11 protein-coding genes are annotated in these 12,244 nt (G+C 41.8%); 6 read left to right on the top strand and 5 right to left on the bottom strand.

All coding sequences use genetic code 11. The features are described from left to right. From GSQ74_RS04145 to GSQ74_RS04135, 3 genes are all read left to right on the top strand, one after another. Window positions 1-576, top strand: a 576-nt coding sequence (locus GSQ74_RS04145; protein WP_254060809.1) for a pirin family protein, incomplete at its 5' end; no start/stop codon positions are given. A 13-nt stretch (window positions 577-589) separates the two neighbouring features. Further along, on the top strand, window positions 590-889 hold the full coding sequence (locus GSQ74_RS04140) for a hypothetical protein (RefSeq protein ID WP_158990366.1): 300 nt from the start codon (window positions 590-592) through the stop codon (window positions 887-889). A 111-nt stretch (window positions 890-1,000) separates the two neighbouring features. After that, the gene (locus GSQ74_RS04135) at window positions 1,001-2,005 is read left to right on the top strand and encodes an LLM class flavin-dependent oxidoreductase (protein WP_158990364.1); all 1,005 of its coding nucleotides are present in this window, start codon (window positions 1,001-1,003) and stop codon (window positions 2,003-2,005) included. 75 nt (window positions 2,006-2,080) lie between these two features. Here the strand turns inward: GSQ74_RS04135 and GSQ74_RS04130 are convergent, their stop codons facing one another. The 3 genes from GSQ74_RS04130 to GSQ74_RS04120 form a co-directional block, all read right to left on the bottom strand. Next, entirely contained in the window at window positions 2,081-2,581 is a 501-nt protein-coding gene (locus GSQ74_RS04130; RefSeq protein WP_158990362.1) for a cupin domain-containing protein, read from the bottom strand. Window positions 2,582-2,626: 45 nt separating this feature from the next. After that, window positions 2,627-3,199, bottom strand: coding sequence for a Crp/Fnr family transcriptional regulator (locus tag GSQ74_RS04125; RefSeq protein ID WP_158990360.1), 573 nt, complete (start codon window positions 3,197-3,199; stop codon window positions 2,627-2,629). 69 nt (window positions 3,200-3,268) lie between these two features. Next, a complete protein-coding gene (locus tag GSQ74_RS04120; RefSeq protein ID WP_158990358.1) occupies window positions 3,269-3,616 on the bottom strand; it encodes an isomerase in 348 nt (115 codons plus the stop codon). 126 nt (window positions 3,617-3,742) lie between these two features. Between GSQ74_RS04120 and GSQ74_RS04115 the strand changes: the two genes are divergently transcribed. After that, entirely contained in the window at window positions 3,743-4,261 is a 519-nt protein-coding gene (locus GSQ74_RS04115) for a DUF2165 family protein (protein WP_158990356.1), read from the top strand. Here GSQ74_RS04115 and GSQ74_RS04110 read toward each other — a convergent pair. Both GSQ74_RS04110 and GSQ74_RS04105 read right to left on the bottom strand, forming a co-directional pair. Then, complete coding sequence (locus tag GSQ74_RS04110; protein ID WP_158990354.1) at window positions 4,250-5,491, bottom strand: arsenic transporter; 1,242 nt, start codon at window positions 5,489-5,491, stop codon at window positions 4,250-4,252. The two genes, GSQ74_RS04115 and GSQ74_RS04110, sit on opposite strands and share 12 nt — an antisense overlap. Next, window positions 5,488-6,726, bottom strand: coding sequence for an MFS transporter (locus tag GSQ74_RS04105; protein ID WP_158990352.1), 1,239 nt, complete (start codon window positions 6,724-6,726; stop codon window positions 5,488-5,490). The genes GSQ74_RS04110 and GSQ74_RS04105 overlap by 4 nt, the downstream gene beginning before the upstream one ends. Window positions 6,727-6,944: 218 nt before the next feature. Here GSQ74_RS04105 and GSQ74_RS04100 point away from each other — a divergent pair, with 218 nt between their 5' ends. After that, complete coding sequence (locus GSQ74_RS04100; protein ID WP_158990350.1) at window positions 6,945-11,138, top strand: hybrid sensor histidine kinase/response regulator; 4,194 nt, start codon at window positions 6,945-6,947, stop codon at window positions 11,136-11,138. 655 nt (window positions 11,139-11,793) lie between these two features. Beyond that, on the top strand, window positions 11,794-12,216 hold the full coding sequence (locus GSQ74_RS04095; protein ID WP_158990348.1) for a VOC family protein: 423 nt from the start codon (window positions 11,794-11,796) through the stop codon (window positions 12,214-12,216). The last annotated feature ends 28 nt before the right edge of the window (window positions 12,217-12,244 follow it).

Below are 12,244 nucleotides of genomic sequence, written 5' to 3'. Positions count from 1 at the left end.
GACTCGCTTGATGGAGGTAAAGGTTTCGGCGACCACCCGCATGATAATATGGAGATTATCTCTATCCCACTATCCGGCGATTTAAAACACCAGGACAGTATGGACAATATTGCAGTGATAAGCGATGGCGATATACAGGTAATGAGCGCAGGCACAGGCATCTTTCACCAGGAACATAACGATGATGAAGATGAAGTGGCAAAATTCCTGCAGATCTGGGTTTACCCTAACAAACGGAATGTTGAGCCGCGATATGACCAGCTAACTTTAAATAAATCGGCCCGCCACAATAAACTACAGCAAATACTATCGCCAAATGCTGACGACGAAGGTGTTTGGATTTATCAAAACGCATGGTTTAATTTGGGGAATTATGACAAAGGGTTAAGCGTCAATTATCGGCTAAAAGCCAAAGGAAACGGTGCCTACATATTTGTGATAAGCGGTGCTGTAAAAGTTGATAGGCAAGTATTACACACACGCGATGGTTTTGGTATTTGGGGAACTGATGAGTTTACCATAGAAGCGTTAACCAATACTGAGTTCCTGATTGTGGAAGTACCGATGATATTTTAATTTTAGAAGAATCATGAAAGAGATCAACATATTGGTAGTAGGCACCCATCCCCAAATAATGGCGACCATTCTACGCCTGTTAAATAACAAACCCGGCTGGCAAGCCACAGGTGCGGGCACTTTGCCGGACGTTATAAAACTAGCTAAAGAGCAAAAATTTGATGCGGTATTAATTGGAGCAGGCATCAACGAAGAGGAGACTTTACAAATCAAACAAGCATTCCAGGAGATACCGGTAGTACTGCATTACGGCGGCGGAAGCGGCTTGCTTTATGCAGAAGTTTACCTGGCGCTTAACATTACACCCGAGTAATAACCCAGGGCAATTTTAATGCAATTGTCATACCTCCTTTCTCCTATCATTTTAAGGTCATATCGCTTAATGGCGTAGCATAATAGTTAAGGATAAGCCTTAAATTTATTCATGCTTAATTATTCAGTACTTGATCTAGCTACCGTGGTTGAAGGCCACTCCATAGCAGACACCTATCATAGAAGCCTTGAAATTGCCAAACAAGCCGAGGAGCTGGGATATACCCGCTATTGGTTTGCCGAGCACCATAATATGATGAATGTTGCCAGTTCGGCAACATCGGTATTGATTGGCTATATAGCCGGTAATACCAAAAAGATCCGTGTTGGATCAGGTGGCATTATGCTGCCCAACCATGCGCCTTTAGTAATAGCCGAACAGTTTGGAACGCTTGCCACTTTATACCCCAACCGTATTGATTTAGGCTTAGGCCGCGCCCCCGGAACCGACCAGGTAACCGCCAAAGCCATACGCGGCGAAAACATGAATGCACCCCATTACTTTCCGCATGATGTTAAAAGCTTGCTTACTTTTTTCTCTGCCGATAATCAACACGCGGCCGTTCGGTCCATACCGGGTGAAGGTGTTGACATACCGATATGGATCTTAGGATCGAGTACCGATAGTGCGCATCTTGCTGCCGCGATGGGACTGCCCTACGCTTTTGCAAGCCACTTTGCGCCTACTTATTTTAAGGCGGCGATAGAAATATACCGTAATAACTTTAAGCCATCACAATACTTACAAAAGCCTTATGTTATGGCTTGCGTAAACGTAGTAGCGGCTGATACTGACGAGGAAGCCGAATATTGGTCGACCTCCGTTAAACAGTTTTTTATGGGTGTGATCACTGGTAAACGCCAGTTATTGCAACCACCGGTAAAAGATATGAACGAAATTTGGAACCCTATTGAAAGAGACCACATTCTGGGTATGCTGGCCTATGCATTTATAGGCGGCCCCGAAAAACTAAGCCGCGAACTACAGGAATTTGCCGACGAAACAGGTATTGATGAGATAATGGCCACTTCGCATATTTTTGATCATCAGGCACGCTTAAAATCATACCGCTTATTTGCCGAGGCTGTGCATAAGAGCAGCTTCGCCAAAGTTTAATTTTTTTTTGATTGATTGTTTTTTAGATGGGTTATCGTTGTAAACGATAGCCCATCTTTTTTATGACATTAGTCTTTAATCCAAATAATCAGGCGGGAACAATTGTTGCCCGTATTTTTCGGCTGTCTGCTGGAATTTTTTCAATGTTTCCGGGTCGAGGTGCGGTGGTGGTAAAAAGGTATCCGCTTCAACAGGTGTTCCTAATTCTAAAAACATCTCTTCCAGTCCCGATGGCACTACAGTACAAAGCAAGTGAGCCATTTTATCGCTCTTGTTTTTAAAACAGTGTATAATGCCCCCTTTGGGGATAGTGATAAACGAACCCTTTTTGGCCGTATAACCTCCAGCTTCTGATTTAACTTCAATCTCGCCATCAATTACATAAAAAGACTCATAGATGTCGGGATGAGCATGCGGGCCCGGCCCACCACCGGGCGGAATAAACATATCGATCGTCGCGAATTCGCCATTAGTCTGGTTTCCGGTGATCAATACCCGGTAGGTATCCCCCACCATTGAGATGCTTTTGCCATCTTCGGCTCCAAGGATGATTGGAGCAGGTTTTTCGTTTTTCATAGTTTTTATAGATTTAACTAAATATAAGAACTATTTTGACGAAACTTAAGTATTCCTTCCACGGATCATACTCAAAAATACCGGTGTGATACCTAAATAGGAAGCAATTTGCTTTTGCGTTATTCTTTGTTCCAGTTTGGGATATTGTTTTTGGAAAAGTGTATATCGCTCCTCGGCAGATTTGGATAAATTCGAGGTGATGCGCTGCTGGTACAAATGAAAGCCGTTTTGCGTTAATATCCTGAAAAAACGCTCCAACTTAGGTATCGCTATATAAAGTTCTTCAAGCACGGGGTAACTCAGGTAGGAAACCTCGGTATCTTCCAAAGCATCAATATTATAAAACGCAGGCGTTTGATGAGAGAAACTGGAAATATCCACCGCCCACCAATTCTCCGGGCAAAACGATACGTTGTGCTCTTCACCCTCGCCATCTACATTAAAAATACGCAGGCAGCCCTTATTTACAAAGTATATGTTTCGGCATATAGCCCCGGCGCTTAGTAGTCCCGTCTTCTTTTTAATGGTTTTGGATTGTAGGCGGTATTTTATCTGCTCAATTTCGGCGACATCAAGTTTAATATGCAATGCGAAATTGGCAAAAATGAGCTCGTACATTTTCCTTTTTTGGTAAAGATAAAATGTACCGCTCATTTTCTCAGGTTGATGATGGATTATTTCGGCTGTTTAAAAAAAGCTCACGATCCTCGTGATCTTGTGCTCGTCATTAAACTCAAAATAATCAAATCCCTCTTTGGTTTCTTCCGGCAGTACAACATTCCAATTGTAGCGGCCCACGTTGTGGTGATATTCGGGTTTGGTGATCACGTTAAACTTCCTTATTGGAATTTTCTCCAAAGAAGACTGCGCTAAACCCGCAATGCCGCCCACGCCTTTTACTAATTCAAAATTCGGGTCGGTGTAGGTGGCATCCGCTGCCCAACATTCCGCGAAGGCTGCTTTAAATTCTTCCAAATTGTTTTTGTTCCAGGATGCAACATATATTTCGATCATTTCTTCAACTGATGGTATCATTTTTATTTAATTTTAGTGTACTGCAAAACACGGGCAATTCAGCCTGAATAAAATTAAAGTAGTTTAATAAATGAAATTTGCTTTAGGTTAAAAGATGTGGCATATTCGTAAATAAACCATCACAATATGTACTCCACTCAATTTCTGTTTCGGGTTGCTAAAACAATTGCAGTTACTGCAATAGGCTTAATGTCGCTATTGATTGTTTTTGGCAATACCACCGATTACTTTACCAATTACCACTTTGTGGAGCATGTAATGAAAATGGACACGATTTTCTCGGGCAGCATGGTATACTACCGACATATTGGGGTTCCATTTCTGTATCATACTGGTTATATCTTATTAATCGCGCTGGAAGCTGTAATGACATTTTGCTGTATAAAAGGCAGCTGGCTACTTCTCAAAAACTTAAAATCGGATGCAGTATCTTTCCACGCGGCTAAGAGCTGGGCGGTGGTGGGCATTACTATCGGCATTACCATTTGGTTTTTAGGTTTTGAGGTGATAGGCGGCGAATGGTTCGCTATGTGGCAAAGTCAGGTTTGGAATGGACTGGGCGCGGCAGAAAGAATTGTAAGCTTTTTAGTGCTGATACTAATCCTGCTTCATTTTAAAGAGGAAGAACTCATATCAAACCCATAATGAAGCCAGCGCCGCGATAAGCGCCAGCGTCATCACTATACTGCCCAATTTTAAAAACGCCCATGCACTAATGGTTTGGCCCTCGCGTCGCAAAGCCACCAGCCAAAGTATAGTAGCCAGCGAACCCGTGATGGAAAGATTTGGCCCGAGATCTACCCCAATAAGTACCGCGCTTTTAACCATTTCTGGAGCATACCCAACGTTAATTACATTACCCGCAATAAGGCCGACCGGTAAATTATTCATCAGGTTGCAAACTACGGCGGTAGTGCCTGCGCCTATCCAAACCGTACCGGTTATTGATTGCGATATACCATGATTAAGTATCATAGTAAGATGCTGAATTAAACCCGTTTTATTTAAGGCTTCAACAATTACAAATAATCCCGCCACCAGCGGCAACACCGCCCAGGATACATCTCTGATCACCACCAAAGGATTCTTTTTTGAACGGATGATAACGATCCCCGAGGTTATAATCCCGGTAATGGCCGTTGGTAAACCCAGTTGAAGACCGTATGCCGATGCGATCAATAAAACAACAGCAGTTATGGCAATACCAATCAACGCGGTTTTACCGCCCTGTGGTAAATGTGGGATATTGATGTTTGTCTCCAATTTTGCTTTAAAATAGCTGCGTTGTGTAAGGCGCAGCGCGAAATAAGTAACCACAATAGCGCAAACTGATGGCAAACCATATTGGCCCAACCAGTGCAGCAAGGCAGGCATACGGCTGCCATAAATAACCAAATTAGCCGGGTTGGAGATAGGTAATACAAAAGATGCCGCATTGGCTATAAACGCGCAGATGAGCAAATAAGGCAATGGTTTTTCAACCTTGGCGGCTTTAACGGCGGCGGCGACAGCTGGTGTTAATACCACGGCAGTTGCATCATTGGATAAGAATATGGTTACAATTACCCCTACCAGGTAAATTAATAAAAACAACCTGTTAGCCGATCCTTTAGCCATTACTGTAGCATGCGCGGCGAGCCAATCAAACAGCTTTTCCTCCCGGGCGGTTTCTGCAAGCAGCATCATACCTATCAAAAACAGGTATACATCTAACCCTTTTACAACGCCTAACCATGCGTCGCCGGGCTTAATCAATTGAAATATCAGTAGTATTATAGCACCAATTACAGCATATATGGCTTCTGTTATTTTAAATGGCCTGATGATAACTCCGGCAATGGCCAAAAACGAGATGATACAGATAGCGATGTTCATGTAGTTTGTTTAGAAGTATCACAAGCCATTCTAAGTGATTTTGCGAAAATTAGCCATAATAAAATTGAGATCGTAGCAAAGCTACCTAAAATTAAAAAAGTGGAACTATAGCCAAAACCCTGCGCTATCCAGCCACCGATAGCGGGGCTTAAGGACGCGCCTAAGCCTTGAACAGTCATTACTGCACCCTGGCCTATATTTACCCGCCCTGTTCCGTTTAAGATGTGTGCTACCAAACCCGGCACAGCCACACTCTGTAAGCCAGCGCCTATACCATCCAGTATTTGAACCGGATAAAGCCCCGTGTGATTGATCATATGCGAAGCGATCACCCCCCTAACAGGCAGTGCCAAAAATGAAACTAATAAGACAAGCCAATAGCCACTTTTCTCAGCCATACGCATAGCAATCAGCGATACAATAACCATTACTACCTGTGCAATTACAATCGTCATGGCTACAAACATGATCGGATTACCCTGATTTTTGGTGGCGGCAGCTAACCCATATAAAGGCAGCATAGCGCCATTGCCTAAATGGAAACAAGCCAGTGCAGCGGCCAGTATAAGTAGCGGTTTACAATGCAGTAATACTTTTAGGCCGCTCGCCTTACTATCGCCTCCACTCTCTTTTAAACCTCTGGCGGCTCTGTCATCAATGCTTTTGGCGGGAACCATTAAAACAGATATTATCGAAAGCACTCCAAAAAGCGCTGCCAGGTAAAATACTGCCGGCATACCAAATTTCATCCCTAAATAGCCCGATAGTGCCGCACCTGCCACATTCCCGGCATGATTATAAGCTTGGTTATAACCGTTTTGCCGGTTAAAGCCCGCTTGTTTTACTATGCCGAGTGTAATGCCAACAACGGCTGGCCCAATAGCTGAGCCCGCGACAGCTGTGGCTATCTGCGAAACGCTTACCAACCAAAAGTTTTGGGATAGCAATATAATAGCCGATGCCAAAATGGTAAAAATACCGGGGATAACTATATATAAACGCTTACGTTTCGTTTCATCTATTAATGCTCCGGCCGGGGCGGTCATTAGCATGCCTGCAACTCCGCCTATGGTCATTACGGTGCCAATGGGGCCGCTTTTCCAGCCATTGGCTAACAGAAAGACACCCAGAAACGGACCAATTCCTGCCTGCATATCCGCCATGAAAAAATTGAGTGATTGGAGTGGCCAAATAACCCAATGATTTTTCGCAATAGTGGATTTTTGCTTTCCCATCTTTTACAATCAACATTACTATATATCTATTGTTTGCCAGCTATCAATTAGCATAACAATCATAATAGCAGAATTTTGATTGTAAAAGATGATTTATCAAACCAAAATAATTTCCCCGCGAATAGTAAAAACATCCACCCAGACAGTTAATTTAGAAGAAACTTAATGACCGCATAAACGTATACCACTTAACAACCAATTCATACCTTCATTCCTAAATGTTGTATCGGGATACGAAACGTATTTTATTTTTATTGCTGATAGGCCTTTTCGGCTTATTAAATAAAAGTTATGCCCAAAATATAAGCCTCAAGTTTCAGCATGTTGGCACAACCGAAGGTTTGTCGCAAATTAATGTGAACTGTATCATGCAGGACAGCCGGGGTTTTATATGGATTGCCACCCGGAACGGCTTAAACCGTTATGACGGTTACCATTTTATAACCTACCGGTATGACCCTACTGATAGCACATCCCTCAGCAATAACATGGTTACCGATATTGCCGAAGATAAAACCGGCAATATCTGGTTGGCTACACTTGGTGGTTTAAATATGTATCAACGCAGTACAGGGCGTTTTATACGCTATGTACATAACAGCCATAACAACACGAGCATTATTGATAACATTATAAACCGCATTACATTTGATGCTGATAATAATTTGTGGATAGCAACGCAGGATGGCGGCCTGGATTGCTTTTATATTTCACAAAATAAATTCGTGCACCATCAGCACAATAAGCAGGATACTAACAGTTTAAGCGACAATAACCTTCGTACGGTTTATCAAGATAACGAGCACCGCCTATGGGTCGGAACCGAAAATGGAGGTTTAAACCTTTATAACAAGGCTAATAATACCTTTACCAAATATCAATATCATAACCCCGTTACCCATACCGTTATTGGGAATGACGTTATATGCATTTTTGAAGACAGGCAACAACAAATATGGTTTGGTACGCAGGATGACGGGCTCTTCTCCTTTAATCCGCAGCAAAAAACATTTAAACATTTTGCTTTCGATAAAAAGAATCCGAACAGCATATCATCCAAAACCATATACAGTTTAAACGATGATAAAAACGGCAATTTATGGATAGGGACAGAAAATGGCGGCTTATGTATCTTAAACAAGCACACCGGCAAGATCAACGTTTATCAAAATGATGAGGTTGATAATAACAGCATTAACGGCAACTCGGTATACGCCATTTGCCGGGACAAAAATGGCAATATGTGGGTGGGGGCATTCGGTGGTGGCATAAATCTGTATAAAAAAAGCACTTCAAGTTTCTCACTTTATCGCCATAGCAGTTCACCGTTAAGCTTATCAAACAATTATGTACTTGATTTTGCCGAAGATAAAACCGGCAACATATGGATTGGTACCGATGGTGGCGGCTTAAATAAGTTTGATCCGGTTAAACAAACTTTCATCCATTACAAAAAACCCGATGAAGGCAAAAATGGTATCGCTGGCAACTATGACCTTGTGGTAAAACCCGATGACCAGGGCAATATTTGGATAGGTACCTGGGGCGATGGTTTAAGCATATTTAATCCTTCAACAAATACATTTAAAAACTTTAAGGTTGATACCAGCAAACCTAATAGTATTGGCGGCAACAGCATTTACTACCTGTTACATACCCGCGACAAAAAAACCTGGATAAGTGCCTTTAATAACGGCGTAGATTGTTACGACCCGGCAACAGGTTTATTTAAACACCATAATTTTAATGCAAATGATCCCAAAAGTATAAGCAGCGACAGGGTATATGTAATTTATGAGGATAAAGAGGGCAACCTTTGGTTTGGAACAGCCGACGGTGGCCTTGACCTGTTAAACCGGAGTAACAACACATTTACAAGTTACCAGCATAACGAAAAAACAAATAGTATAAGCAGCAATTCTGTAACAGATATTTTTGAGGATAGCAAAGGGCGGTTGTGGTTAGCCACATTATCAGGCCTTGATTTATTTGACCGGAGGACCAAGCATTTTACCGTTTATACAAAAAAAGATGGCTTGCCAAGCGATATTATTTATGCCATAAGGCAAGGCAACCTGGGCAAATTATGGATAAGCAGCAATGGCGGGCTAACAAAATTTGATCCGGAGGAGAATACCTTCACCAATTATACTACCGAAGATGGCTTACAGGGAGACGAATTTAAACCACACTCGGCTTTGGTTACCCACGATGGCGATATATATTTTGGTGGCATTAATGGATTTAATGTTTTCTCGCCAGATAAGGTTTTAAAAGCTCCAAAGTTCGCGCCGCTGGTTATTACATCATTCCAGTTATTTAACAAGCCGCTCACCATTGCGCAAGGCCCAAATGATAACTCGCCATTAAAAAACGATGTAACCGATACCCGGAAAATAACCTTATCGCATAAGCAATCAGTCTTTTCGATTGAATTTGCGGCGCTTGATTATGCCTCGCCTGATAGAAAACAATATGCCTATTTTTTAGAGGGTTTTGATAAAGAATGGAATTACATCGGCAGCCATAACGCGGCATATTACACTAATCTGCCCCCCGGTAATTACACCTTCAAATTAAAATACAGGAATAGCCAGGGGGCATGGTCACCGGTAGCATCGCCACTTAATATAGTTATAGTACCACCATTTTGGTTAACCTGGTGGTTTGAAATACTCGCAGTAATATTTATTGTAAGTGCTGTTATCGCCTTGTTCAGATACAGGTTACGTGCAATTGAAAAACAAAAAGAAGAATTAGAACAACAGGTGCTTGAGCGTACCCAAAACATTTTGCAGCTTACGCTTGAAGAACGTAAATCGCGTGAGATTGCCGAAAAGGCAAAAGAGGAAGCTGAAAATGCCAACAAAGCCAAAAGCATATTTTTAGCTACCATGAACCATGAAATAAGAACACCAATGAATGGTGTTATAGGTATGGCTACTTTATTGGCAGACACTAATTTAACCCCCGAACAAACGGAATACACCGAGATCATTAAAAGTTCGGGGGATGCGTTGTTAACCGTTATTAACGACATCCTTGATTTCTCAAAGATAGAATCGGGCAATATGGAGCTTGATGAACATGAGTTTGACCTGCGGGAATGCATCGAGGGCGTTTTGGAACTCTTTAAAGAAAAAATACACCGTTCAAACCTCGAGCTACTCTATCATATCGAACCCAATGTCCCAGCCAATGTAATCGCGGATTCTACCCGTCTGAGGCAGATATTAATAAATTTGGTTGGGAACGCTGTTAAATTTACCACCAAGGGCGAAATTTATTTACACGCGAGCGTTGTTAATGTTGTTAATGAGGAGTTAACCCTAACTTTTGAAATACGCGACACCGGGATTGGCATACCCGAAGATAAGATAGCGCGATTGTTTAAAGCATTCTCTCAGGTTGACTCAAGCACCACCAGGAAGTATGGCGGCACCGGCCTCGGTTTAGTAATATGCGATAAACTGGTGCAACTAATGGGCGGCAATATTTCTGTTGATAGTAAGATCAATCAGGGTACTACATTTACGTTCACCATAAAATGTGGTATCGCAACCGGCGTTACCCAGCCACCCGAATACCTACCCACAGCTGCGTTAGAGAATAAGCACATCCTTATTGTTGATGATAATAATACCAACCTCAACATTCTTAAAGCCCAGTTAAGTTACTGGAATTTCATCCCGGTATTAGCAAGCTCGGGGCTGGAAGCTTTAAGTATATTATCAACAGGGAGCCCTATTGATATAATAATATCGGATATGAGTATGCCCGAAATGGATGGCATCCAGCTCACAAAAAAAATAAAACGCATACGTCCAGAAGTACCTGTTATTTTACTTACTTCGGTTGATAGCCAGCAAATTGGGCCCGACTCTGCTTTATTTGATGTAATACTGAGCAAACCTGCCCGCCATAATGTGTTGCTTAAATGTATCGTCGACTTGTTAAAACATAAGGATGAAGCAGTTAAAAATGTAAAAGCTCAAAAAAGCCACATATCAACCGAAATGGCGCTAAAATATCCAATGGAAATTTTAATTGTTGAGGATAATTTGGTTAACCAAAAAGTAGCCATGCATATTCTTGGCAAAATGGGGTATCGTCCACTAATAGCAAACAATGGCCTGGAGGCAGTAAATGCTATAAAAAACAATCGTTTTGATTTGGTTTTTATGGATGTACAGATGCCGGAGATGGACGGCCTGGCGGCCACACGGTTCATCAGGGTAAACTTTACCGCCCAACCTTATATTGTTGCCATGACGGCTAACGCAATGACTGAGGACAGGGATATATGCCTACAAGCAGGCATGGACGATTATCTAAGCAAGCCCATGAAATTAAATGAAATGATAGCCGTACTTGAAAAATATGGTGAGCTGATTAATTTGAAGAATAATTAGGGATGTGTTATCGTCCCAGCGTGAGATTTTTTACACTCCTTTGTCATTCTGAGCATAGCGAAGGATCTGTAAAGTAGTCTCTCTACTATGTCATTGCGAGGAACGAAGCAATGACAAGGCGTTTTATTTTCCTTTATTGTCATTCTGAGCATAGCGAAGAATCTGTAAAGTTGTTTGCATCAGTACAGATGTTTCGTTCCTCATGACAAAACTTTTTTATCACCTTGCGCTTACAATAACGAGGGTTGAGTATAACGTGCGCAAAGGCTGTCATACTGAGCGTAGTCGAAGTATGTGGGCTGGCCTTTACATTCATGCCAAGCTCCTCCATCAATAAATAACGGTTCACTTATCGTCTTAATAGATGACTAAACAATGTCATCAAACTTTTGATTAAACACTGGGTCAATATCGCTAAGATTACTAATCCAAATGCATATTGAAGAGTATTTTCGTACTTGCGATTTCCTACTGGCATAATTTATAAGAAAATATTAATTATAAAGATATTAAATATTATATAAATGGAAATAAGTATGAAAATTATTTTTTATTAAGTGCAATACGGTAGCAAAAGCGGTAAATGATAATTTCACAAAATCATATTTAAATTACTGACCATCACTATATTTGTTATAACTAACCAATCATCATCATGAAAGCTAACATCACCATTGTATACAACGGGCAAACCGAAGAGGCTTTTAACTTTTATCGCTCCATATTTGGCGGCGATTTTGGCAGACTATCGCGCATGAGCGAAACACCCGGCGCACCGCCCTTGCCGGAGGATCAGGCAAACAAGATATTATTTATGGATCTGCCTATTGGCGAGAACATGTTAATGGGTATGGACTGCCCCGCAAGCATACCGCCAGTAAATGTGGGTAATAACTTTATGATAACCATTGATACCGCCAGCGAAGTGGAAAACACCCACCTGTTTAATAAACTTGCCGAAGGTGGAGATATTAAAATGCCGCTTGCCCACCAGTTTTGGGGCGCGTTCTTCGGCATGGTGACTGACAAGTTTGGCATCACCTGGATGCTGAGCTACGTAAACCAGGAACAATCCTAAAACAAAAGAACCCGGACCAATAGATCCG

The organism is Mucilaginibacter sp. L196 (genome assembly GCF_009765905.1).
In the GTDB taxonomy this organism is placed as follows: Bacteria; Bacteroidota; Bacteroidia; order Sphingobacteriales; family Sphingobacteriaceae; genus Mucilaginibacter.
This window is presented reverse-complemented; position numbering and strand designations above follow the sequence as displayed.

Excerpts from the sequence above, each read along its gene's own strand:
- GSQ74_RS04140 (WP_158990366.1), top strand. The coding sequence starts at position 590 with ATGAAAGAGATCAACATATTGGTAGTAGGCACCCATCCCCAAATAATG.
- GSQ74_RS04135 (WP_158990364.1), top strand. The coding sequence starts at position 1,001 with ATGCTTAATTATTCAGTACTTGATCTAGCTACCGTGGTTGAAGGCCAC.
- GSQ74_RS04130 (WP_158990362.1), bottom strand. The coding sequence starts at position 2,581 with ATGAAAAACGAAAAACCTGCTCCAATCATCCTTGGAGCCGAAGATGGC.
- GSQ74_RS04125 (WP_158990360.1), bottom strand. The coding sequence starts at position 3,199 with ATGTACGAGCTCATTTTTGCCAATTTCGCATTGCATATTAAACTTGAT.
- GSQ74_RS04120 (WP_158990358.1), bottom strand. The coding sequence starts at position 3,616 with ATGATACCATCAGTTGAAGAAATGATCGAAATATATGTTGCATCCTGG.
- GSQ74_RS04115 (WP_158990356.1), top strand. The coding sequence starts at position 3,743 with ATGTACTCCACTCAATTTCTGTTTCGGGTTGCTAAAACAATTGCAGTT.
- GSQ74_RS04110 (WP_158990354.1), bottom strand. The coding sequence starts at position 5,491 with ATGAACATCGCTATCTGTATCATCTCGTTTTTGGCCATTGCCGGAGTT.
- GSQ74_RS04105 (WP_158990352.1), bottom strand. The coding sequence starts at position 6,726 with ATGGGAAAGCAAAAATCCACTATTGCGAAAAATCATTGGGTTATTTGG.
- GSQ74_RS04100 (WP_158990350.1), top strand. The coding sequence starts at position 6,945 with ATGTTGTATCGGGATACGAAACGTATTTTATTTTTATTGCTGATAGGC.
- GSQ74_RS04095 (WP_158990348.1), top strand. The coding sequence starts at position 11,794 with ATGAAAGCTAACATCACCATTGTATACAACGGGCAAACCGAAGAGGCT.